19 protein-coding genes are annotated in these 21,971 nt (G+C 63.5%); 10 read left to right on the forward strand and 9 right to left on the reverse strand.

The window, feature by feature from the left end:
• Positions 1 to 75: 75 nt before the first annotated feature.
• The 3 genes from JI748_RS10715 to JI748_RS10725 all read right to left on the reverse strand — a co-directional run bounded on the left by JI748_RS10715 (position 76) and on the right by JI748_RS10725 (position 3,122).
• Positions 76 to 1,260: an amino acid aminotransferase gene (locus JI748_RS10715; protein ID WP_201630317.1), complete on the reverse strand. Its 1,185-nt coding sequence runs from the start codon at positions 1,258 to 1,260 to the stop codon at positions 76 to 78.
• Positions 1,261 to 1,443: 183 nt separating this feature from the next.
• Positions 1,444 to 2,364 (reverse strand): electron transfer flavoprotein subunit alpha/FixB family protein, encoded by a 921-nt coding sequence (locus JI748_RS10720; protein ID WP_201630319.1) that lies wholly within the window; start codon positions 2,362 to 2,364, stop codon positions 1,444 to 1,446.
• Positions 2,364 to 3,122 carry an electron transfer flavoprotein subunit beta/FixA family protein gene (locus JI748_RS10725; RefSeq protein WP_201630321.1) on the reverse strand — a complete coding sequence of 253 codons (759 nt, stop codon included), beginning with the start codon at positions 3,120 to 3,122 and terminating at the stop codon, positions 2,364 to 2,366. Before JI748_RS10725 ends, JI748_RS10720 begins: the two co-directional genes overlap by 1 nt.
• 290 nt (positions 3,123 to 3,412) lie before the next feature.
• On the opposite strand from JI748_RS10725, the gene JI748_RS10730 reads away from it, so the two are divergent.
• Positions 3,413 to 4,582 carry a M20 aminoacylase family protein gene (locus JI748_RS10730; protein WP_201630323.1) on the forward strand — a complete coding sequence of 390 codons (1,170 nt, stop codon included), beginning with the start codon at positions 3,413 to 3,415 and terminating at the stop codon, positions 4,580 to 4,582.
• A 276-nt stretch (positions 4,583 to 4,858) separates the two neighbouring features.
• On the forward strand, positions 4,859 to 5,926 hold the full coding sequence (locus JI748_RS10735) for an AbrB family transcriptional regulator (RefSeq protein WP_201630325.1): 1,068 nt from the start codon (positions 4,859 to 4,861) through the stop codon (positions 5,924 to 5,926).
• Between the two features lie 68 nt (positions 5,927 to 5,994).
• Here the strand turns inward: JI748_RS10735 and JI748_RS10740 are convergent, their stop codons facing one another.
• Both JI748_RS10740 and JI748_RS10745 read right to left on the reverse strand, forming a co-directional pair.
• On the reverse strand, positions 5,995 to 7,626 hold the full coding sequence (locus JI748_RS10740) for an alpha-glucosidase family protein (protein WP_201630327.1): 1,632 nt from the start codon (positions 7,624 to 7,626) through the stop codon (positions 5,995 to 5,997).
• 207 nt (positions 7,627 to 7,833) lie between these two features.
• Positions 7,834 to 8,763 (reverse strand): 2-hydroxyacid dehydrogenase, encoded by a 930-nt coding sequence (locus JI748_RS10745; RefSeq protein WP_201630329.1) that lies wholly within the window; start codon positions 8,761 to 8,763, stop codon positions 7,834 to 7,836.
• 157 nt (positions 8,764 to 8,920) lie between these two features.
• On the opposite strand from JI748_RS10745, the gene JI748_RS10750 reads away from it, so the two are divergent.
• From JI748_RS10750 to JI748_RS10760, 3 genes are all read left to right on the forward strand, one after another.
• Positions 8,921 to 10,342 (forward strand): circularly permuted type 2 ATP-grasp protein, encoded by a 1,422-nt coding sequence (locus JI748_RS10750; RefSeq protein ID WP_201630331.1) that lies wholly within the window; start codon positions 8,921 to 8,923, stop codon positions 10,340 to 10,342.
• Positions 10,343 to 10,601: 259 nt separating this feature from the next.
• Positions 10,602 to 11,513, forward strand: a complete 912-nt coding sequence (locus JI748_RS10755) for an alpha-E domain-containing protein (RefSeq protein WP_233280497.1) — start codon at positions 10,602 to 10,604, stop codon at positions 11,511 to 11,513.
• Positions 11,513 to 12,298 (forward strand): transglutaminase domain-containing protein, encoded by a 786-nt coding sequence (locus JI748_RS10760; protein WP_201630335.1) that lies wholly within the window; start codon positions 11,513 to 11,515, stop codon positions 12,296 to 12,298. Before JI748_RS10755 ends, JI748_RS10760 begins: the two co-directional genes overlap by 1 nt.
• 370 nt (positions 12,299 to 12,668) lie before the next feature.
• Here JI748_RS10760 and JI748_RS10765 read toward each other — a convergent pair whose 3' ends face one another.
• On the reverse strand, positions 12,669 to 13,604 hold the full coding sequence (locus JI748_RS10765) for an AEC family transporter (RefSeq protein ID WP_201630343.1): 936 nt from the start codon (positions 13,602 to 13,604) through the stop codon (positions 12,669 to 12,671).
• A gap of 150 nt (positions 13,605 to 13,754) precedes the next feature.
• Here JI748_RS10765 and glpD point away from each other — a divergent pair, with 150 nt between their 5' ends.
• Both glpD and glpK read left to right on the forward strand, forming a co-directional pair.
• Positions 13,755 to 15,236, forward strand: coding sequence for a glycerol-3-phosphate dehydrogenase (gene glpD, locus JI748_RS10770; RefSeq protein ID WP_233280498.1), 1,482 nt, complete (start codon positions 13,755 to 13,757; stop codon positions 15,234 to 15,236).
• A 135-nt stretch (positions 15,237 to 15,371) separates the two neighbouring features.
• Positions 15,372 to 16,856, forward strand: coding sequence for a glycerol kinase GlpK (gene glpK, locus JI748_RS10775; RefSeq protein WP_201630354.1), 1,485 nt, complete (start codon positions 15,372 to 15,374; stop codon positions 16,854 to 16,856).
• 95 nt (positions 16,857 to 16,951) lie between these two features.
• Here the strand turns inward: glpK and JI748_RS10780 are convergent, their stop codons facing one another.
• Positions 16,952 to 17,755: a DUF1499 domain-containing protein gene (locus JI748_RS10780; protein WP_201630356.1), complete on the reverse strand. Its 804-nt coding sequence runs from the start codon at positions 17,753 to 17,755 to the stop codon at positions 16,952 to 16,954.
• A gap of 104 nt (positions 17,756 to 17,859) precedes the next feature.
• Complete coding sequence (gene pdxH / locus JI748_RS10785) at positions 17,860 to 18,483, reverse strand: pyridoxamine 5'-phosphate oxidase (protein ID WP_201630358.1); 624 nt, start codon at positions 18,481 to 18,483, stop codon at positions 17,860 to 17,862.
• A 96-nt stretch (positions 18,484 to 18,579) separates the two neighbouring features.
• Between pdxH and JI748_RS10790 the strand changes: the two genes are divergently transcribed.
• The gene (locus JI748_RS10790; protein WP_201630360.1) at positions 18,580 to 19,524 is read left to right on the forward strand and encodes a DnaJ C-terminal domain-containing protein; all 945 of its coding nucleotides are present in this window, start codon (positions 18,580 to 18,582) and stop codon (positions 19,522 to 19,524) included.
• 166 nt (positions 19,525 to 19,690) lie between these two features.
• On the opposite strand, the gene JI748_RS10795 is transcribed toward JI748_RS10790, so the two are convergent.
• Positions 19,691 to 20,647: an L-threonylcarbamoyladenylate synthase gene (locus tag JI748_RS10795; RefSeq protein ID WP_201630369.1), complete on the reverse strand. Its 957-nt coding sequence runs from the start codon at positions 20,645 to 20,647 to the stop codon at positions 19,691 to 19,693.
• Between the two features lie 65 nt (positions 20,648 to 20,712).
• On the opposite strand from JI748_RS10795, the gene JI748_RS10800 reads away from it, so the two are divergent.
• On the forward strand, positions 20,713 to 21,639 hold the full coding sequence (locus JI748_RS10800; RefSeq protein ID WP_201630371.1) for a histone deacetylase family protein: 927 nt from the start codon (positions 20,713 to 20,715) through the stop codon (positions 21,637 to 21,639).
• Positions 21,640 to 21,658: 19 nt separating this feature from the next.
• The gene (locus JI748_RS10805; RefSeq protein WP_201630373.1) at positions 21,659 to 21,910 is read left to right on the forward strand and encodes an exodeoxyribonuclease VII small subunit; all 252 of its coding nucleotides are present in this window, start codon (positions 21,659 to 21,661) and stop codon (positions 21,908 to 21,910) included.
• Positions 21,911 to 21,971 lie beyond the last annotated feature (61 nt).

Raw genomic sequence — 21,971 nt, forward strand, 5'->3', positions numbered from 1 at the left:
CCCTCCTAAAAGACGTTTCACTCCGGCCAGTTAGCCTGAATGTAATCATGGTGGCAGAGCGCCGCAAGCTTGCGCTCAGCGGACGGCGCCCAGGAATGCATCGGCGAGATCGCCGACGCGATCTTCCGGGATGCCTGCAACATTGATGCGACTATCTCCAGTCATATAGACGCCATTGGTGGCCTTAAGATGTTCGACGGCGTCATTTGTCAGCCCGAGCAGCGAAAACATGCCGCGGTGGTCGGCGACAAAGTCGAAATCGGTGGAGTTGGAGCGATCGCGGATTGCGTCAGCCAACTTTTTCCGCAGCGAGATCATGCGGTTGCGCATGAGGGCCAGCTCTTCCTCCCATTCGGCGCGCAGGGAGGCGTCTTCGAGAATGGTGCGGATGATTTCGGCGCCATGATCGGGCGGCTGCGAGTAGGCGCCGCGAATGATGTTGAGCAGTTGCGAGTTGGTGGTTTCCGCCTGCTCGGCGTTACGCGCGACGAGAATGGCCGCGCCGACGCGTTCGCGGTAGAGGCCGAAATTCTTGGAGCCCGAGAAAGCTATCAGAGCTTCGGGAACCGAGGATAGAATCTTGCGCGTGCCATAGGCGTCGGCCCCGATACCGTCACCGAAGCCGAGATAGGCCAGATCGACGAAGGGCAGCGCGCCGGTGCGAACAAGGCTTTCGGCGACCTGATCCCACTGCGCATCCGTGAGATTTGCGCCGGTCGGATTATGGCAGCAGCCATGGAGCAGGACGACGTCTTCCGCGCCCATTCGGTCAAGCGCCGCAAGCATTTGCTCGAATTTGACGCCGCGGGTTTCGGGGTCGAAATAGGGATAAGTCGCGACCTTGAGGCCGGAATTGGTGGCGATCGGGTTGTGATTGGCCCAGGTCGGATCGGAGACGTAAACCGTGGCGCCGGGGCGGGCGCGGTTGATCAGCTGCATTAACACCCAGAGCGAACCGGTGCCACCGGGCGCCTGGGCGATGCGGACGCGGGAACGATCGATGCTGTCGGCAAGGACCAGGTCGAGCACGGCTGCGCCATAGCCCATGTTGCCAGCAATGCCGAGGTAAGTCTTTGTTTTTTCGTTCGAAAGAATGCGCTCTTCGGCCTTGCGAACGGATCGCATGACCGGGGTCACGCCCTGTTCGTCCTTATAGACGCCGACACCGAGGTCGATCTTGGTCGAGCGGCTATCGGCCGCGTATTCGCCCATCAGCGCCAAAATCTTGTCGCCAGGAGCCTTGGTGAGGTTTTCGAACATGGTCGGAAAGTCCGGTCAGGGAAGCGGGTTGGTTATAGGCGGAAAGACGATTTTTGCAATTGGATGTTGGGCTTGATGCGACCCCAAACACCGGCGGTCATCCCCGCGCAGGCGGGGATCCATCCTGAGATCTCAGGATGGGCCCCGGCCTTCGCCGGGGTGACATTCAGTGGGTAGTTAAACTCATCTGCCCAGTTGCAGTTTTTCCAGTTCAGCAGTCAATCGTGGAAGGATTTCAAAGAGATCGCCGATGAGGACGACGTCGGCGATCTTGACGATGGGAGCTTCGGGGTCGCTGTTGATGGCGATGATCTTCTTGGCGCCCTGGATGCCGGCGAGGTGCTGGAGGGCGCCGGAGATGCCGACGGCGATGTAGAGGTCGGGGGCGATGATCTTGCCGGTCTGGCCAACCTGCCAATCGTTGGGGGCATAGCCGGCGTCGACGGCGGCGCGGGTGGCGCCTACTGCGGCGCCCAGGGTTTTGCCGAGTTTTTCGATCAGCGCAAAGCCTTCGGCGGAGCCGACGGAGACGCCACCACCGACGACGATCTGCGCGGTGGAAAGATCGGGTATGTCGCTTTCGCTGCGGTGCTGGGCGATCAGCTTGACGGCAGAAACAACAGTGTTTTCAATGTTTTCGACGGGGGCAGGACCACCCTGCCCGGCTGGCTGGAAGGCCGAGGCACGGAAGGTGAGGACGTGCTTTGGCTGATTGTCGGTCACCGTTTCAAGCGCGTTGCCGGCATAGATGGGGCGGGTGAAGCGGGTCGGTCCGTCGACGGCGACGATGTCGGTGACCGGTTGGATATCGAGCTTGGCGGCGAGGCGGGGCATGACGTCCTTGCCCAGCGTCGAGGCGCCGGCGACGAGATAATCGTAACGCGCGGACAGATCGAAGAGCGCGTTTGCGAAGCCATCTGCCAGATCGGCGATATCGCTGACGAGGATTTTGGTGACACCTGCGATAGCAGAAGCAGCCTCTGCTGCTGCGGAAGTGCTAACCAACACGTCCACGGGCCCGAGCTTGGCCGCAGCGGCAACGATGCGGGCGGTGGCGGGCGACAGCTTGTGGTTGTCGAGTTCGGCGAGGACCAGGACGCTCATCAAATCGCCTCCATCTCGTTGACGACCGTGACGATGACGCCAGCAAGGTCGGAGACCGAGCCGACGGTCTTGCCGGCGAGACGCTCGGCAGGCGGGGATATCTTTTCCACGGTTAGACGCGGGCTAAGGTCAACGCCGAACTCTGCCACGGGACGGACGGCGAGCGGCTTGGAACGCGCCTTCATCACCATGGGGAGGGCGGCGTTGCGGGGGGTGTTGAGGCGAAGGTCGGCTGTGATGATGGCGGGGAGCGGCAGGGCTATGGTCTCGCGGCCATAGTCGACTTCGCGGGTCACTTCGAGCTCGGTGCCGCTAAGCTTGATCTCGGAAGCAAAGGTGGCCTGGGGGCGATCGGTCAAGGCAGCGAGCATCTGGCCGACATGATTGCTGTCGTCGTCCACCGCCTGCTTGCCGAGAAGCACAAGGTCGGGCTGCTCTTCGGCCACGACCTTGGCCAGGAGCTTGGCGATGGCAAGGGTTTCGAGCGGCTGATCGGTTTCCACCAGGATGCCGCGATGCGCACCCATGGCGAGGGCGGTGAGGATCACGTCGTTGGAGGTCTTGGGGCCGATGGACACGACGACGATTTCGTCGGCCTGACCCTTCTCGGCGAGCTGAACCGCGGCTTCCACCGCATGCTTGCAGAAAGGGTTCATCGACATGCGGACGCCGGTGGTTTCGACGCCGGTGCCATCGGGGCGGACGCGGATGCGGACGTTGTGATCGACCACGCGCTTGACCGCGACGAGGATTTTCATGAGCTGCTCCACGAAGTTGGGGCTTCCATCGCAAAAAGGGGTGGGTGGGGCAAGGGAGCGAGGGGGAAAAAGGGTGCGGTTGGGGAGGAAATATTGGTTCTTCCTTCTCCCCTTGTGGGAGAAGGTGCCCGAAGGGCGGATGAGGGGGCCTCGATAACCCCTCACCCGTCTCGGCCTTTCGGCCGATCCACCCTCTCCCGCAAGGGGAGAGGGAAAGGTGGGTTCGCGCTCTTGACCCTGCCACGCGCGGCAGTGACACTGTAGGGGTCTTTGTCTTTCTGGTAGAGTTTATGCCTGTTCTTAACCGCGTCGCCGAGTTTCAAGCCGAGGTCGCCGAATGGCGGCAGGATTTGCATCGGCATCCGGAGGTGCTGTTCGAGGTGCATCGGACGGCCGGCGTGGTGGCGGAGAAGCTTCGGGCGTTCGGCTGCGACGAGGTCGTGACCGGCATCGGACGGACGGGAGTGGTCGGGATCATCAACGGAAGGGGCGGCGCCGGTGGGCGCACGATTGCGCTGCGGGCCGACATGGACGCGCTGCCGATGACGGAAAAGTCGGGCGCCCTCTATGCCTCGGTCAATCCGGGCAAGATGCATGCCTGCGGACATGACGGGCATACGGCCATGCTTTTGGGCGCAGCCAAGTATCTGAGCGAAACGCGCAACTTCAATGGCAAGGTCGTGCTGGTGTTCCAGCCGGCTGAAGAAGGCGGCGGCGGCGGCAAGGTGATGCTCGAGGACGGGCTGGTCGAGCGCTTCGGCATCGACGAGTTCTATGGCATGCACAATTGGCCGGGCATTCCGGTCGGACAATTCGGGATACGCGCCGGCGGCATCATGGCGGCGACGGATCGCTTTTATATCGACGTCGAGGGTGTCGGCGGGCATGCGGCACGGCCGCAGACGACGGTGGACCCGATCATCGTCTCGGCGCAGCTGGTGACGGCTTTGCAGACGATCGTCTCGCGTAATCTCGATCCGCTGGAAAGCGCCGTGCTCAGCGTCACCATGGTGGAAGCGGGCGAAGCAGACAATGTGATTTCGCGCACGGCCAAGATCACGGGCACGGTGCGCACGCTCGATGGCGCGGTGCAGGATTTCATCGAGGCACGGCTTGGCGAGTTCGTGCCTCAGTTTGCCCAAAGCTTTGGGGCCAAGGCGTCGATCCGCTATGCACGTGGTTATCCGGTGACGGTCAATTCGCCGGAGCAGACCGCATTTGCCGCGGACGTGGCGCGCGATGTGGTCGGCGCAAGCAATGTCGATGACGACGCGGCGCCGTCGATGGGCGGGGAGGACTTTTCCTTCATGCTCAACGAGAAGCCAGGCGCTTATATTTTTATCGGCAATGGCCCGACGTCGGAGCTGCATACGGATACGTATGATTTCAACGACGAGGCGATCCCGGTGGGGGTGAGCTATTGGGTCAGGCTGGTAGAACGGGCTTTGCCAGTTCGCTGAGCGAAGAAGACACCCCCTCCCTACCTTCGCTACAGCTCTTCGAGCTTAGCTTCGGTACCCTCCCCTCTGAGGGGGAGGGTCGGTGCGGTGGTTGGGCAGGATATTGCAACAAACTGGATGCCCCACCTTCCCCCTTGAGGGGAAGGCAAGCGGAGCTTAGCCGACAGGCTTAGCGCAGCTCGGAAGGGGGTCGCGTTGTGTGGGCACCCTCTTGCGCATGGGGCATTGCCCGGCTAGCGCCTGTTCGATCGCGGCGTAGGGGCGTAAGAGGCTCCTATGGCTTCGATGTTTTCCCTCCCCTCACCCCGCATGCTGTTTGCGGTTTTCCTGACCATTGCCATTTCCGCTGCGGGTGGGGGTGCGGCCAGCGCGCTTGGCCTGCCTGCCGCGTGGTTGATGGGTGGTGCCTTGGCGGTGACCGTTGCGGCGATGTTGGGCGTGCCGGTCAGCATGCCGGATGGGCTGCGCAATGTCGTGTTCGTTCTGATCGGCATGTCGATGGGCGCCAGCGTTGCGCCGGACAGTCTGACGCTGCTGGCAAGTTGGCCGATCAGCCTTGCCGCTCTGGCGCTGGAACTGGTGATCATTGTCGCAATCACGGGCTGGATGCTGACGAAAGTGTTCAAGCTCGATCCGGGCACCGCTTATCTGAGCTCGTTTCCGGGGCACCTCTCCTTCGTGATGGGGATTGCCGCGACGGGTGTCGGCAATGCACGGCAGATCGTTATCATCCAGGTCATTCGCATTCTTATGCTGACGATTGCGGTGCCTGTCGGGGCGGTGTTTCTGCCGATCGAGCATTTCGATCCACCGGTGGCGACGGCGTTTTTGAACCCGTTGCAGCTTGCGCTACTGGCGGTCGGCTGTGTGGTGACGGGGCTGCTGTTTATCCGGCTCAAAGTGCCCGCCGGCATGGTCCTGGGTGCCATGGCCGCGGCGACGGCAGCCAAGCTTGGCGGCTTTTATACGGAGGCCATGCCCGGGCCCCTGGTGATCATCACCTTCATTTTGACCGGCGCGATGATCGGGTCGCGCTTCGTCGGGATCACGCGATCGGAGTTCGTGGCGGCGGCCAAGGGCGGGTTGATCGCGACGGGAATGACGGTGGGGATCGTGACGCTGGTGACGCTTGGCGTGTCCCAGCTGGTGGACATGCCGTTCGGGCAGCTGTGGCTGGGCCTGTCGCCGGGTGCGCTCGAGGGCATGGGGGCACTGGGGATCGCGCTGGGTTATGACACGGCGTTCATCGCAGCGCATCATGTGGTGCGCTTGCTGATGCTGAGCTTTGCGATACCGGTGGTGGTGTGGTGGGTAAAGCGCAGGGAGCGGCTACCCCCACCTTAGTTTCGCTACGGCCTCTGGCCTAGCTTCACTATCCTCCCCCTGAGGAGGGGGAGGATACGCATGAGCGGCTAAGCCGAGTAGCTCACTTTGCCCTCGCCTGCTGGCGCCGGGACGACGGCCGAGCCGTTGGGGCCGAGGACTAACGAGGAGCCGTCGAGCGCCGCGTTGTGGCTGACGGGTTCGAGGGTGAGCTCGATGTCATTGAGCGCAACCGTGCGCTCTTCGGCGGAGAGGTTGAAGACGCAGATGAGGTCCTTGTTGCCGGCGGAGCGGCGGTAGGCGAGGACGGGTTCGTCGGTGTCGAAGAATTGGATGTCACCGGTGACGAGGGCCGGGTGGGATTTTCGCCAGCTCAGGATTTGGCGGTAATAGTTGAGGGTCGAGTTCGGATCGGCATTCTGGGTTTCGACGCTGAGCGCGGCGGCGGCGTGCTTGACCGGGAGCCATGGGGTGCCGGTGGTGAAGCCGGCATGGAGCATGCCGTGCTCCCAGGGCATGGGCGTGCGGCAGCCGTCACGACCCTTGTCTTCGGGCCAGAAGCGTTTGCCGCGCGGATCGGTCAGTTCCTCATACAAGATATCGGCTTCGGGCAGGCCCAGTTCCTCGCCCTGGTAGAGGCCGACCGAGCCCTTTAGCGTCATGATCAGCGCGGCGGCCTGGCGGGCGAGATCGTGGGCGGAAACGCTGTGGGGCGCCCAGCGCGTCATGTGGCGGATGACGTCGTGGTTGGAAAAGCTCCAGCAGGGCCAGCCAGTTTCGCCGCCCGCAAAGAAGGCTTCGACCTTGCCGCGGAAATGGGCGGCGGTGAATTTGGGTCCGAGGAAATCGAAGGAATAGCACATGTGCAGCAGGTCGCTGCCGGACGTGTATTGGCGCATCAGCTCGACGCCGCGCTCGTCATCGCCGACTTCGCCGACCGTGGTGGTGCCGGGATAGTCGTTGAGGAGTGCGCGAACCTTGCGGAGCCAATCGACGTTTTCGGGCTGGCTCTTGGAGAAGCGGTGGCTCTGCATGTCGTAGGGGTTGACCGCCGGCTTGCCGTTGAGCGCCGCCAGCGGCGGGTTGGAGCGCAGCTTGGCGTCGTGAAAATAGTAGTTGACGGTGTCGAGGCGAAAGCCGTCGAGGCCACGATCGAGCCAGAAGCGCATGACGTCGAGCACGGCGTCCTGGACCTTGGGATTGTGGAAGTTAAGGTCGGGCTGCGAGGTCAGGAAATTGTGGAGGTAGTATTGCTTGCGCGCCGTATGCCATTCCCAGGCCGAGCCGCCGAAGACCGAGAGCCAGTTGTTGGGCGGGGTGCCGTCGGGATTGGCATCGGCCCAGACATACCAGTCGGCTTTGGTGTTTTCGCGGGAGAAGCTCGATTCGGCGAACCAGGGATGCTGGTCGGAGGTGTGGCTGACGACCTGGTCCATGATGACCTTGATGCCAAGCGCATGGGCGCGTTCGATCAGGACGTCGAAATCGCGCAGGGAGCCGAAGAGCGGATCGACCTGCATGTAATCGGAAACGTCATAGCCCATGTCGGCCTGGGGCGACTGGGTAATAGGCGAGAGCCAGATGCAGTCGACGCCGAGGCTCGCAATGTGGTCCAGGCGATCGATGATGCCGGCCAGATCGCCGACGCCGTCGCCGTTGCTGTCCTGAAAGGAGCGTGGATAGACTTGGTAGATTACGCCGCCGCGCCACCATTCAGTCATGGGGAATGCTCCGGGAGAGGGTGAGTTGGGGAGGGTTTAGCGGGTTTGGGGGTCGATGGGAATCTGCGGGTGGTGCATGGGTGCTAGGAAGAAAGGCCCCTCACCCGGCGCTGCGCGCCGACCTCTCCCCAGAGGGGCGAGGTGAAGACCCCCTCATCCGCCCTTCGGGCACCTTCTCCCGCGAGGGGAGAAGGAGGCATCGGTGCACTAGACCACCGCGCTGATCAGGGGTTCGCCTGCAAAGTGTTTTTCGAGGTTCTTCACCACCAGAGCGCCCATGGCGTCGCGGGTGGTTTGGGTGGCGCTGGCGTAGTGGGGGGTGAGGACGACGTTGTCGAGGTCGCGCAGCGACTGGGGCACACGTGGCTCATCGGCGAAGACGTCGAGGCCGGCGCCGCCGAGCTGGCCGGATTGGAGGAGGTCGATCATGGCGGGTTCGTCGACCAGCGAGCCGCGGCCGACATTGACGAGGTAGCCATCTGGTCCAAGTGCTTCGAGCACGGCGCGGGAGACGATGCCCTCGGTTTCCTTGCCGCCGGGGGCCACCAAGACCAGCCAATCGCTGTAGCGCGCCATGTCCTCAAGGCTTTCGTAGTAGACATGCGGCTCGGTCGGCTGGCGGTGGCGTCCATGGTAGACGACGCGCATCTTGAAGGCCTGAGCCCGGGCGGCGATTTCCTTGCCGATGCGGCCAAGGCCTAAGATTCCGACGGTCTTGCCGCGCAGTTCCTGGACGAAGGGGAAGTTGCCCCCCTCCCACTTACCTTCGCGAATGTAACGGTCGGCGTGGGGGAGTTTACGGGCAAGGCCGATCATCAGCGCCAGGGCGGTTTCGGCGACGGCGTCGTTGAGGACGTCCGGCGTGTTGGTGACTCGGACATTGCGGGCCTTGGCGGCCTTGGTATCGATCGTGTCGTAGCCGACGCCAAAATTGGCGATGATTTCGAGCTTGGGGAGCTTGTCGAGCAGCGCCGCATCGACATTGCCGCCGGCCACGGCGCGGATGCGTGTGCCGCTTTCGGCGAGCCAGGCGGCTTTGTCGGATTGCTCATGCAGCTTGTGGACGGTGTAGCGCTCGGCCAGCGCCTTTTCGCAGGTGTCGAGCAGCTTGTGGGTTTGAAGGATTTCGATGGTCATAGGCGCTCCGTATCTGCGTCGCGAAGCTTAAGCACATGATCCTGCTGCACAAGTGTTTATTCCGTCAAAGCCGTTCGGCGGGATGGCTGGACGGGATTGGATAAACGTGTAGCAATAAGAAGGCGATGGGACAGCCGTATGACAAAAGCGGAGCGTAATGGGCGACACAACGCCGTTTGACGAAATGTACAACCCGGACGGGTCGGTCCGTGAACCTTACCGCGCTCTGGCGGGCTGGCTCAGCGAGCAGCCGGATAAGGCGCTGGGGCTGATGCAGGCCGATGCCGAAGCGATCTTTCGCCGGCTGGGCATTACCTTTGCGGTTTATGGTTCGGACGAGGGCACCGAAAAGGTCATCCCGTTTGATGTCATCCCCCGCATCATCGCGGCGCAGGAATGGCGCAAGCTTTCGAAGGGCATCGAGCAGCGGGTCAAGGCACTCAACGCTTTCCTTTATGACGTCTACCACCGCCAGGAGATTCTGCGCGCCGGGCGCGTGCCGGAAAAGCTGATCCTCAACAATGCAGCCTTCTGCCCGCAAATGATGGGGCTGGAGCCGGCCAAGGGCGTCTATGCCCACATCATCGGGGTCGACCTCGTGCGGGTCGGGGCCGATGGCTATTACGTGCTCGAGGACAATCTGCGGACGCCGTCGGGGGTCAGCTATATGCTGGAGGACCGCGAGGCGATGATGATCCTTGCGCCGGACCTGTTCCAGCGCTCAAAGGTCGCGCCGGTCGAGAATTATCCGGAAAACCTGCGGCGGACGCTCGAGAGCGTGGCGCCGGTCAATTCGCGCGGCACGCCAGTGATCGCAGTGTTGACGCCGGGCATCTACAATTCGGCCTATTTCGAGCACTCGTTCCTTGCCGACCAGATGGGCGCGCAGCTTTGCGAGGGGCATGATCTCTTTGTCGATGGCGGCAAGGTCTATATGCGGACGACCACGGGGCCCGAGCGGGTGGATGTCGTTTATCGGCGCATCGACGATGATTATCTCGATCCCTTGACGTTCCGGCCCGATTCCATGCTGGGCGTGCCGGGGATTTTCGATGCCTATCGGGCGGGGAACGTGACGCTGGTCAATGCACCCGGCACCGGGATCGCCGACGACAAGGCGGTTTATACCTATGTACCGGAGATCATCGAATTCTACCTCGGCGAAAAATCGCTGCTGCAGAACGTGCCGACCTATAACTGCACCGATGAAGACGAGCGCGAATGGGTGCTGAAAAACATCGGCGATCTCGTGGTCAAGGAGGTTCACGGCTCGGGCGGCTACGGCATGATGGTGGGGCCGACGGCGACCGAGGAAATGCACGAGGAGTTCAAGCGCAAGATTTTGGCGCGGCCGGACAATTACATCGTGCAGCCGACCTTGGCGCTTTCCACCTGCCCCACACACATCAATGGCGACGTGGCGCCGCGGCATGTCGATTTGCGGCCCTATGTGCTGGTGGGCGACGAAGTGCGGATCACGCCCGGCGGGCTGACGCGCGTGGCGCTGAAGCAGGGCTCGCTGGTGGTCAATTCGTCCCAGGGCGGCGGGACGAAGGATACGTGGGTGCTGGAAGATTGATGATGCAGCACAAGCGGAAGGACGACACCCCCTCCCTACCTTTGCTACGGCCCTTTGGACCTAGCGTCGGTACCCTCCCCTCAAGGGGGAGGGTAAAATCGGGGGTGTTGATCGAATTTGCCAAGCGCACCGGCTTCACCCTCCCCCTAGAGGGGAGGGTAGCGGAGCTTAGCCGAAGGCTTAGCGGCGCTAGGGAGGGGGGAGTTTCCCTTTCTTCTACATGAGGATGCTTGGACGCACGGCGCAGAACCTGTTTTGGTTGTCCCGCTATGTGGAGCGGGCAGAGAATATGGCGCGGCTGCTCGAGGTCGGGTATCGCATGAGCCTGACGTCGCGGCGTGAGGGTGGGGCGAGCGAGCATCTGGTGTCGATGATGCAGGCGGCGGAGGTTGATGAGGGCTTTGCCGAAAAGCACGACGTGGCCGATGTGGATACCGTCGCCCATTACATGATGTTCGACCCGGACAATCCGAACTCGGTTTACTCGTGTTTGCAGGCGGCGCGCACCAATGCGCGGTCGGTGCGCACGGCTATCACCACCGATATGTGGGAGAGCATGAACGAGGCCTGGCTCGAATATAGCCAGATCAGGCCTCGCGACGTGCGGGGCGCCAAGCTTTTGGAACTCTTGCAATGGGTCAAGCAGCGCAGCCATGAGTTCCGCGGCGCGCTGCTCGGCACCATCCTCCGCGATGACGGGTTTTCGTTTCTGCAGATGGGTAATTTCGTCGAGCGGGCCGACAATACGGCGCGCATTCTCGACATGAAATATTATGTGCTCTTGCCGCGAGCGACGCTGGTGGGCGGGGATCTCGACATCCAGCAATGGACGCTGATCCTGCGCGCGGCTTCGGCACACCGGGCTTATCGGCACGTTTATCATGACCGCTACAAGGCCCATAACATTGCCGATTTCCTGATGCTGCGCCCCGAAATGCCGCGTTCGCTAGTCTATTGCGCGCGCTTTGTACAGCAGAACATGGATACCTTGACGACGCTTTATGGGCGTAAGGAGGCGTGCCACGAGGTGGCGCAGGGCATGGTCGACATGGTGGCGAATACCGACATGGACGCGATCTTTGCCCATGGCCTGCATGAATTTTTGACCGAGTTCATCGCGCGCAACAACCGCGTCACCGACGCCCTTTCCGAGAGCTATAACTTTTACTGATGCGCATCGAGATCGAGCATAATCTGAGCCTTTCTCTTTCGCCCGGCAGCGGGCAATTGCTGCTGCATCTCTTGCTGACGCCGGGCTCGGGGCCAACGCAGACGGTGGAAAGCTGGAGCGTCGAGGCGCAGGGAATCGGCAATGCCGGACGCTTCACCGATGCCTATGGCAATGGCGTGCATCTGGTGAACCAGGGTCGCATCGAGGGCGATGTAACGGTTGCGGCGCGTGGCGTGGTGGTGACGCGGGATACCCATGGCGTGCTGGGACGGCCCGAGGGCGAACCGGTGGTGGCGCTCTACAAGCGGGTGACGCCGCTGACACCGCCACCGGCCGAGCTGCTTGCCGGCTTCGAAGCCGGGGGCAATAGGCTCGATATGTTGCACCGGTTGATGGCACTGGTCGGCGAGCCCCGCTCGGCGGCGCAGCAGACGCAGATGCAGGCCGATGGTGGGCAATCGCAGTCACAGTCACAGGGCGAGGACCCGGCGACGGCCGAGAACCTGGCGCACCGGTTTATCGGCGCGGCGCGCAGCCTCGACATTCCGGCGCGGTTCGTCGCGGGATATCTCGTCGGCGATGACGAGCATGAGGGTGGGCTCCACGCCTGGGCCGAAGCGTTCGACGACCGGCTCGGCTGGATCGGCTTCGACCCGGTGCTGCAGCTTTGTGCGACCGAGCGGCATGTGCGGCTAGCGGTAGGGCTCAATGGAGCGGCAGCCGTGTCGCTGCGGACGGTGCCCGTGGGCGAGATCAGCCAGAGCGCCGTGGTGACGGGCACGTAGGTTGTTGAGCGTGGATCCGGGAGATCACTAACACCCCTCCCGACTTTCGCTAAGGCCTTGCAGGCCTAGCTACAGTACCCTCCCCTCAAGGGGGAAGTGTTCAGATTGGACGCTTCTTGGCGAGCGAAGCCATCATTTCCAGCCCTCCCTCCCCTTGAGGGGGCGGGTAGCGAAGCTTGGCCGGCAGGCATTAGCGAAGCTGGGTGGGGTGGGGTGAGGCAAAGCACACAAGTTAAGGGCGCGGCCCCACCCCACCCTCATTCCCTCCCCATCAAGGGGAGGGAGGCGATGAACACTTACGTCGCGCATCTTTTTTGAACAGTGTCCCTCAAGGGGGAGGGTGGGCAGGAGCTGAAAGTCTGCACTTGTCTTAAAGCGAGAGCACGTAGAGCCAGAAGGTGATCGTCAGGGCCGAAATGACGGTGCTGATCAGCAGGGTGTTGGCGGCGACGCTGACGCCGCGGTCATAATAGGTGGCAAAAACGTAGATATTGATGCCGGCGGGCATGGCCGAAAGGAGGATGCCGTAGCGGGCGATCTCCATCGGAACGTGGAGCACCCAGATCATCAAGGCATAGGCGATGGCAGGATGGATCAACAGCTTGATCAGCGAGGCGCAGAGGGCCTGTTTCCAGTTTTCGCTGAGCTTGAATTCGGTGAGCGCACCGCCGATGCCGAAAAGCGCTACCGGGACCACGGCGCTGCTCATCATGATGAAAAAGGCCTCGGCGGGCTCGATGAACTGGAGGCCGATGGTCGAGCCGATGAGGCCCGCGGCAATGCCCCAGATCAGGGGATTGGAAATGACGCGGCGGATGGCGACGACCAGCGTCTTGCCCAGGCTTTGGCCGTCGCGGCGGACGATCTCCATGGTGACCATGCCGATGGTGAGGAGAATGGCGCCGTGAAGACCGACAATGGAAAGGACGACCGGCAGGGCGCCATCGCCATAGGCGCGCGCCATGACGGGGAGGCCCACCAGAACGGTATTGGTGAAGGTGCCCGAAAAGCCGACCGAGACACTTTCGCCGGGACGGTTCTTGAACACCTTGCGGGCGACCACGATGCCGACCACGAAACAGACGATCGCCCCGATGTAATAGGGAGCGATAATGCCGATGTTGAAGGCGGCGCGAAAATCGCTGGTGGTGATGGAATAAAACAGAAGGCAGGGCGTGGCGAAATTGTTGACGAAACCGATCAGCGACTTGATGCCGTCGGCCGGAAACATCCGGAAATGCACCGCCAGATATCCCAGGCAGATGAGGGCGAAGATCGGCGCGATGACGGCGAGAATGGACAGCATGAGCCGCGGGCCTGGGATAGGTGACCCCTGCCCTAGCCGCTTGGCGGGGCCGGGTCAACTCGCACTTGTATGGAAGATCAACACGAAGCCTTGCGTGTTTGGTTTTCCCGATCTCTGCGTATAAACACAGGACTGAATATGGAGCGCGGCATGCTGGACGTTTTCGTCATTGGCGGTGGGATTAACGGCGCGAGCGTGGCCCGGGACGCGGTGGGCCGCGGCTTCAAGGTTGGCCTCGCCGAGATGAACGATCTTGCCTCCGGCACGAGTTCCGCGGCGACAAAGCTCGTCCATGGCGGCTTGCGTTATCTTGAGCATTACGAGTTCCGGCTGGTGCATGAAGCCCTGGCGGAACGCGAAGTGCTGTGGGCCTCGGCGCCCCATATCATCTGGCCGCTGCGCTTCGTGTTGCCGCATCACAAGGGGCTGCGCCCGGCCATGGTGCTGCGGGCGGGGCTAGCCATGTACGACTATATGGGTGGCAGGCGCCTCCTGCCGCCGACCAAGACGCTGGATTTGAGCAAGGACGAGGCGGGCAAGCCGCTGAAGCCGGGTTACAAGCTCGCCTTCGAGTACTCGGACTGCTGGGTCAACGATGCGCGTTTCGTGGTGCTCAATGCCCGCGACGCGGCAGACCGGGGGGCGCAGATCCACGTTCGAACCAAGGTCATGTCGGCGCGGCGCGAGGATGGCGGCTGGACGGTGGAACTCGACGGCGAGGAAGGCCGCCAGAGCGTGCGGGCGCGCATGCTGGTCAATGCGGCGGGGCCGTGGGTCGACACTGTCATCAACGGCGTCATGGGCAAGAATGGGCCGGCCAATGTGCGGCTAGTCCAGGGCAGCCATATCGTCACCAAGAAACTTTTCGATCACGACCGCTGCTATTTCTTCCAGAACAGCGACGGGCGCATTTTCTTTGCCATTCCCTATGAGGAGGATTTCACGCTGATCGGCACCACGGATCGCGATTACCATGGCGACCCCAAGGACGTGCGGATCAGCGAGGAAGAAACCGATTACCTCCTCAAGGGCGCCAGCGAATATTTCCGCCGGCCGGTGATGCGCGACGATATCGTCTGGACCTATTCGGGCGTGCGGCCGCTGTTTGACGATGGGGCATCGGCGGCGCAGGAAGCGACGCGCGACTATGTGCTCAAGGTCGAGGGCGATGCCGCGAGCGGCGCGGTTGTCAACGTTTTTGGCGGGAAGCTCACGACGTCTCGGCGGCTGGCGGAGTCGGTACTCGAAAAGATCGAAGAGGTCTTGGGCAAGAAGGGCGCGGCCTGGACCAAGGACGGCACGCTGCCGGGCGGCGATTTCGGGGTGAAGAGTTTCGATGCCGAAGTGCGGCGGCTAGGCCTGGATTATCCGGGCTTCGAGCAGCGCTTCCTCAAGCGGCTGATGCGGCTTTATGGGACGCGGGCGCGGGCGATCCTGGGCGATGCGCGGAGCGTTGCCGATCTCGGGCAGCATTTCGGGTCCAATCTTTACGCGGCAGAGGTCGTCTATCTGGTCGAGGTCGAGTGGGCGCGGACGGCGGAGGATGTGTTGTGGCGCCGGACCAAGCAGGGGTTGCGGGTGGGCGCCGAGGATGTGGCGCGGTTGGAGGCTTATATCAGGAGCCGGAAGTAGGGAGACCCCCACTCGGCCTCCCCCATAAGAAGGGGGAGGAGTCAGGCCGGTGGGCGGTCGCAAGATAAAGCCACAAGCAAGATGTGGCTCCTCCCCCGTCTTCCGGGGGAGGTTGGGTGGGGGCTTGGAGGAACGATGACGAAATACATTCTGGCGATCGATCAGGGGACGACGTCCAGCCGGGCCATCGTGTTCGATGCGGAGCGCAGGATTGCCGGGGTGGGGCAGCGGGAGTTCACGCAGCATTTTCCGCAGGATGGCTGGGTGGAGCATGATCCCGAGGAGATCTGGGAAAGCGTCGTCTGGTCGGTGAAGACCGCGCTCGGGGAAGCGGGGATCGGGGCCGGGGATGTGGCCGGGATCGGGATCACCAACCAGCGCGAGACTGCGATCATCTGGGATCGGGCGACGGGCAAGGCGATCCACAATGCCATCGTGTGGCAGGACCGGCGGACGGCAGGCTATTGCGCCGAGCTCAAGCGCGACGGCCACGAGGAAATGGTGACACGCAAGACCGGGCTGCTGCTCGACCCCTATTTTTCCGGCACCAAGGTCAAATGGTTGCTGGACCATGTCGAGGGTGCGCGGGCCAAGGCCGAGGCAGGCGAGCTGGCCTTCGGGACGGTGGATGCCTTTCTGATCTGGCGGCTGACGGGCGGCAAGGTGCATGCGACCGACGCTACCAATGCCGGGCGGACGCTGCTGTTCGAGATCGGCGCGAACCGCTGGGACGAGGAGCTCCTGGCGCTGTTTAATGTGCCGGCGGCGATCCTGCCCGAGGTCAAGGACTGCGCCGACGATTTCGGCGTGACGGAAGAATTCGGCGCAGCGATCCCGATCCTGGGCGTTGCCGGCGACCAGCATGCGGCAACGATCGGACAGGCGTGCTTTGAGCCCGGCATGGTCAAATCGACCTATGGCACGGGGTGTTTTGCGCTGCTCAATACCGGCAAGGACATGGTGCGCAGCGACAACCGGCTGCTGACGACCATCGCCTACCGGCTGGATGGCGAAACGGTTTATGCGCTCGAGGGCGCGATCTTTATCGCTGGCGCCGCCGTGCAGTGGATCCGCGATGGGCTCAAGCTCGTCAAGCATGCCAGCGAAACCGGGCCTTTGGCCGAGTCGGCGGACCCCAGCCAGAACGTTTACATGGTGCCGGCCTTTGTGGGGCTCGGCGCGCCATGGTGGGATGCCGAGGCGCGGGGCGCCATCTATGGGCTGACGCGTAATTCGGGGCCGGCGGAGATCGCCAAGGCCGCGCTCGAGGCGGTTTGCTACCAGACGCGCGACCTGCTGACGGCCATGCGCAAGGACTGGAAGACCGAGAGCGGCGACACGGTGCTGCGGGTCGATGGCGGCATGGTGGCGTCGGACTGGACCATGCAGTTTTTGGCCGATGTGCTGGACGCGCCGGTGGATCGCCCGGTTATCCTCGAGACCACGGCGCTGGGGGCGGCGTGGCTGGCAGGGATGAAGGCGGGGATCTGGCCCCCTATGGCGGAGTTTGCCGAGAGTTGGGCGCGGGATCGGCGGTTCGAGCCGGAGATGGCGGACGAGGTGCGGGCGCGCAAGGTCAAGGGGTGGGATGAGGCGGTGAGAAGGACGCTCAGCGCCTGAGTGCGCTGAAACTCCACACCCCCTCCCTAGCTCTGCTACGGCCTGCCGGCCTAGCGACGCTACCCTCCCCTCAAGGGGGAGGGTGAAGAAAGTGGTTACTCTTCGGCGGGGCCGGTTTCGACGTCGGGGGCGGCGTCTTCCTGGGTGACGACGGGGCCGGAAATGGTGGGGTTGTCGCGCAGGAATGCGGTGACTTCGTTGTCGAGGGCGACCAGGAAGTCGCTGATGCGATTGCCATTGGAGCCGAAATCGTGCGGCGCACCGATGGAAGCGGAGCGCATGTCGACGGCGGCGCCTTCGGCCGTGGGCGTGACGCGGAGCACGGCTTCTTCGCGCCAGCCCGGAATGGTGACGATGCGCGCATTGATGCGGCCGATCTCACCCAGTTCGATCGGCTCGCGGCGCTGCCGGACATCCCAGCCCTGAGCGGTGACCAGGCGATCGACCAGGGCAAAAAGCTGGATGATATCGAGCGGGTAATCGCGGGTCGTGGCGTTGGGGAAAAGCCGCTGCTGCTCGGCCGGGGTCAGGAGGCTGGGCGGCGGAATGGTGGGCGTATCGGGCTCAAAGACCAACGGGAGTTCGCCGCGGGCGACGGTGGCGATATCGGTGACCGGCGGGTATTCGAGCCCCAGGCTGCCGTAATAGGCGAAGGGGAAAAGACAGAGCGTGCCGATGAGGAGGCCGGAGAGCGCCCTGCCCCAGCCCTGGTCGCCCGTGTACCAGAGGCGCACGAGCGCAATGACCGAGACGATGACGGTCAGTGCAGCAACGGCGCCGGCAAAGAGGATGACGGCGAGGAATGCTGGCGAATCCAGAAGGCGCTCGCGATGCATGATCACGGGCAGGATCAGAAGCGGCAGCGCCAGGCTCGCCAGGCGGCGCGCCCAGATGGCCATTTTCGATGTTCTGATGACTATCCGCACGGAAAGCGTGATCCTCGTTCGGCGGGAAGTTTAGGCTGGAGAAGTGAAGAACCCCTCATCCGCTCTTTAGGCACCGGTTAGGGATAAAGCCGTGTGCTGGTCCAGCTGTCGCCATCGCGGGTGAAGCGGACGCGGTCATGGAGGCGGTATTGGCCGTCTTTCCAGAACTCGATCTGGGTGGGGATGATGCGGTAGCCGGACCAATGGGCAGGACGGGGGGCGCCGGCATCGCCGACCATTTGAGTCAAGGCCTCGACTTCTTCGACCAGTTGCTGGCGACTGGCGAGGGGGCGCGATTGTTTCGATGTCGCGGAAGCCGTGCGGCTGCCCGGCGAGCGGGTGGCGAAATAGTCGTCGGCTTCCGCGTCGGTGACGACTTCCACCGGGCCGCGCATGCGGATCTGGCGGCGCAGCGACTTCCAGTGCATGACCATGGCCGCTTGAGGATTGACGGCAAGCTGGCGGCCCTTGGCGCTTTCGAAATTGGTGAAAAAGCAGAAGCCGCGCTCGTCACGCCGGTTAAGCAGAACCATGCGCACGTCCGGCAGGCCGGTCTCATCGGCGGTTGCCAGCGCCATGGCGTGAGGATCGTTGGGCTCGCTATCCTCGGCCAAAGCGAACCATTCTTCGAAGAGGGCGAAGGGATCGAGATCGGACCGATCGCCATCGTCGAACAAGCGCTCCGTCAGGGTCTGCAGCATGATGATTTTTCCTGCGACTGGACAAGGCCAAGGGGCGTCGCCATATAGGGCTGGAATAGTGGCGTCGGCAACGCCTAACCCATTGATTGGAACCGAATGCGCGATCCTTACACCGTACTTGGGGTGTCGCGGACCGCAAGCGAGAAGGACGTCAAGTCCGCTTATCGCAAGCTGGCCAAGAAGTACCACCCCGACCAGAACCCCGATGACCCGTCGGCTCACGGCAAATTCGCCGAGGCGACGCATGCCTATGACCTGTTGAACGATGCCGAAAAGCGGGCGCAATTCGACCGTGGCGAAATCGACGCCGGCGGCAATCCGCGCTTTGCCGGCTTCGGTGGCGGCCAGCGCGGCGCGCGGCCGGGCGCCGGCGCGGGAGGGGGCGGCTTTTCGGCCGAGGACATCCTCAAGGAGTTCATGAGCGGTTTTGGCGGGCAACCGCGGGGCGGAGCACGGCCGGGCGCTGGCGGCGCACAATGGGATCCGTTTACCGGCGCGGCCGGTGGCGGAGCCGGCGCGCGGATGGCGCAAAAAGGCGACGACATCGTCGTCAATGTGGCGGTGTCGCTCGAAGACGCGCATAAGGCCGCCTCGGTGCCGGTGCGGATGCCGACGGGCAAGGTGCTCAACGTCAAGCTGCCCGAAAAGGTGGACGAAGGCCAGCAGATTCGGCTGAAGGGCCAAGGTTCGCCCGGACCGCTCGGAGAGCCCGGCGATGCCCTGGTGACGGTCAAGTTCGAGAAGTCGAAGGTTTTCCGCCGCGACGGGCAGGATATCCGCACCGATGTGGCGGTGACGCTTTATGAAGCGGTGCTCGGCGCCAAGGTGCGGGTGCCGACGCTCGATGGCTCCGTGGAACTGAACCTGCCGCCCGGTGTGGATACATCCAAGGCGCTTCGGCTCAAGGGCAAGGGGCTTTATGGCGACGGCGATCTTTATGTGAACGTGCGCGTGGTCTTGCCGCCCGGCGGCGACGCGGATCTTGAGGCGCTGGCACGATTCATGCGGGACCAGAAGCCGTATTCGGTGCGGGAAGGGTAAGCCGAGGGCGCTGAGGGGACGACACCCCCTCCCTAGCTTCGCTAAGCCTTGCGGCTAAGCTGCGCTACCCTCCCCTCTGAGGGGGAGGGTGAAGAGTGGGTGGCCCACACTGGGTGTCACCCTCCCCCTTGAGGGGAGGGCAAGCAGAGCTTGGCGAGGTACGAGCCTAGCGGCGCTCGGGAGGGGGTATTCTTGGTGCGGCTGCCCGGCGCAGGCGGTCGTTGATGGCTTCGCCGAGGCCGGTTTCGGGGATGGGCGAGACGGCGATCATCCCTGCGCCTGTCGCGTCCAGTTCATGCAGCATCGAGAACAGGTTGCGGGCGGCTTCGTGGAGGTCGGCGCTGGGCGAGAGGTTACGCGTGGGGCCGTCGTGGGTTTGCGCGGGGCCGAAGGCGAGCCAGGCTTCGCCGGGATTCGGCGCGGTCTCCAGGCGCATGTGGGCGTTGGGGGCGTAGTGGCTGAGGAGCATGCCGGGAGCGGCGATTTCGGCGCCTTCTGCGGCCTGCTCGACCGGAAGGCCGATGAAAGCTTCGATGGTTTCGCGCGGCAGGGCGCCGGCGCGGAGCTGGATCAGGCGGTTGCCGTCGACGGCAAGGATGGTCGACTCGACGCCTGCCGTGCAGGGTCCGCCATCGAGGACCTCGACCTTGCCGTCAAAACCGCGGCGGACCTGGTCGGCTGTCGTGGGCGAGAGCTTGCCGGAGGGATTGGCGGAGGGCGCGGCGAGCGGGCGCGCGGTGGCGCGAAGAAGGTCGAGCGCGACGGGGTGGTCGGGGACGCGCAGGGCTACAGTGTCGAGCCCTGCCGTGGCGACGTCAGCCAAGCCGTGACCGGGGCTGAGGGGAACCACAAGGCTTAGCGGGCCGGGCCAGAAGTTTTCGGCCAATTGGCGCGCCAGCGGCGGAAAGGTACCCAGCGTTTCGGCCATGGCGAGATCGGCAACGTGGACGATCAACGGATTGAAGCGCGGCCGGCCCTTGGTCTCGTAGATCCACAGCACCGCATCGGCATTGGTGGCGTCGGCGCCGAGGCCGTAGACGGTTTCGGTCGGGAAGGCGACGAGTGCGCCGGCACGAAGGCGGGCGGCAGCTTGCTGGATCGCTTGGGCGTCTGGGGCGTTCATGGACGTGGTTTGACAACAGCTCTCCTGCGCGTCAAGACGAGAGCGGACCTTGCGGGAGAGCGCATGTGACGACGCTTCTGGTCAGCCAGCCCAATTTTGCCGATCACCAGACGCCGCAGGGGCATCCCGAGCGGGCGGATCGCATTCGCGCCGTGGACGAGACGCTGCAGGCGCCAGAGTTTGGCAAGCTCTTGCGGCGCGTGGCGCCCTATGGCGACATTACCCTGGCCGAGCTCGTGCATGATGCGGGCTATCTCGGCCGCCTGCGCACGGCTCGTCCGGCAGAGGGCATCGGGCAGATCGATGCCGACACGTTTATCTCGGGCGGCTCGCTCGATGTGGTGGCGACAGGCCTGGGCGGGGCGCTCGCCGGGCTCGATGCGGTGCTGTTGGGCGAGGCCGAAAATGCCTTCTGCGCCATCCGGCCGCCGGGACATCACGCCGAGATTTCGACGCCGATGGGCTTTTGCCTGATCAACACCGTGGCGGTGGTGGCGCGGGAAGCGCAGCGCAAATATGGGGCCGAGCGGGTTGCGATCGTCGATTTCGACGTCCATCACGGCAATGGCACGCAGGACATTTTCAAGGACGATCCCAGCGTCTTTTACGCGTCGAGCCACCAATTGCCGCTTTATCCCGGCACCGGGCATCCGAGCGAGACAGGCGTCGGCAATATCGTCAATGCGGCGCTGGCGCCCCATTCCGGTGGCGAGGCGATGCGCGAGGCCTATCGCGAGCAGATCCTGCCGGCGTTGGAAAATTTTGCGCCCGACCTGCTGCTGCTTTCCGCTGGCTTCGACGCGCATGAGCGCGATCCGCTGGCGCAGCTGGAATGGATCGATACGGACTTCGCCTGGGTGACGGGCAAGCTGATGGAGGTGGCCGGGCGGCGCTGTTCCAACCGCATTGTGTCGCTGCTCGAAGGTGGTTATGACCTCAAGGGCCTGAGCGGCGGCGTGCGGCAGCACGTGCTGACGCTGCTCAATGGCTGAATCTTAGACGGGATTTCCGATGGCCGACACTGCACATGACGACGTGAAAACGCTGAACTTCGAGGCGGCGCTGGAACAGCTCGAAGGCATCGTGCAGAAGCTCGAGAGCGGCCGCGCGCCGCTGGCGGAATCGATTGCGATCTATGAGCGCGGCGAAGCGCTGAAGGCGCATTGCGAGATGCTGCTCAAGACGGCGGAAGCGCGGATCGAAAAGATCACGCTCAGCCGCGAGGGCAAGGCGATCGGGACCGAGCCGCTTGACGCTCAGTAATCAAGAGACCCCCACCCGGCCTCCCCCTGCAGAAGGGGGAGGAGTTCGGCTGGTGGCTGCG

The organism is Devosia rhizoryzae (genome assembly GCF_016698665.1).
Classification (GTDB): domain Bacteria; phylum Pseudomonadota; class Alphaproteobacteria; order Rhizobiales; family Devosiaceae; genus Devosia; species Devosia rhizoryzae.

Bases quoted from the DNA above. Each gene is read 5' to 3' on its own strand.
- JI748_RS10720 (WP_201630319.1), bottom strand. From the start codon at position 2,364: ATGAGCGTCCTGGTCCTCGCCGAACTCGACAACCACAAGCTGTCGCCC.
- JI748_RS10790 (WP_201630360.1), top strand. From the start codon at position 18,580: ATGCGCGATCCTTACACCGTACTTGGGGTGTCGCGGACCGCAAGCGAG.
- JI748_RS10730 (WP_201630323.1), top strand. From the start codon at position 3,413: ATGCCTGTTCTTAACCGCGTCGCCGAGTTTCAAGCCGAGGTCGCCGAA.
- JI748_RS10765 (WP_201630343.1), bottom strand. From the start codon at position 13,604: ATGCTGTCCATTCTCGCCGTCATCGCGCCGATCTTCGCCCTCATCTGC.
- JI748_RS10745 (WP_201630329.1), bottom strand. From the start codon at position 8,763: ATGACCATCGAAATCCTTCAAACCCACAAGCTGCTCGACACCTGCGAA.
- JI748_RS10735 (WP_201630325.1), top strand. From the start codon at position 4,859: ATGGCTTCGATGTTTTCCCTCCCCTCACCCCGCATGCTGTTTGCGGTT.
- JI748_RS10760 (WP_201630335.1), top strand. From the start codon at position 11,513: ATGCGCATCGAGATCGAGCATAATCTGAGCCTTTCTCTTTCGCCCGGC.
- JI748_RS10740 (WP_201630327.1), bottom strand. From the start codon at position 7,626: ATGACTGAATGGTGGCGCGGCGGCGTAATCTACCAAGTCTATCCACGC.
- JI748_RS10750 (WP_201630331.1), top strand. From the start codon at position 8,921: ATGGGCGACACAACGCCGTTTGACGAAATGTACAACCCGGACGGGTCG.
- JI748_RS10805 (WP_201630373.1), top strand. From the start codon at position 21,659: ATGGCCGACACTGCACATGACGACGTGAAAACGCTGAACTTCGAGGCG.
- pdxH (WP_201630358.1), bottom strand. From the start codon at position 18,483: ATGCTGCAGACCCTGACGGAGCGCTTGTTCGACGATGGCGATCGGTCC.
- JI748_RS10725 (WP_201630321.1), bottom strand. From the start codon at position 3,122: ATGAAAATCCTCGTCGCGGTCAAGCGCGTGGTCGATCACAACGTCCGC.
- JI748_RS10795 (WP_201630369.1), bottom strand. From the start codon at position 20,647: ATGAACGCCCCAGACGCCCAAGCGATCCAGCAAGCTGCCGCCCGCCTT.
- JI748_RS10715 (WP_201630317.1), bottom strand. From the start codon at position 1,260: ATGTTCGAAAACCTCACCAAGGCTCCTGGCGACAAGATTTTGGCGCTG.
- glpK (WP_201630354.1), top strand. From the start codon at position 15,372: ATGACGAAATACATTCTGGCGATCGATCAGGGGACGACGTCCAGCCGG.
- JI748_RS10780 (WP_201630356.1), bottom strand. From the start codon at position 17,755: ATGGCCATCTGGGCGCGCCGCCTGGCGAGCCTGGCGCTGCCGCTTCTG.
- glpD (WP_233280498.1), top strand. From the start codon at position 13,755: ATGCTGGACGTTTTCGTCATTGGCGGTGGGATTAACGGCGCGAGCGTG.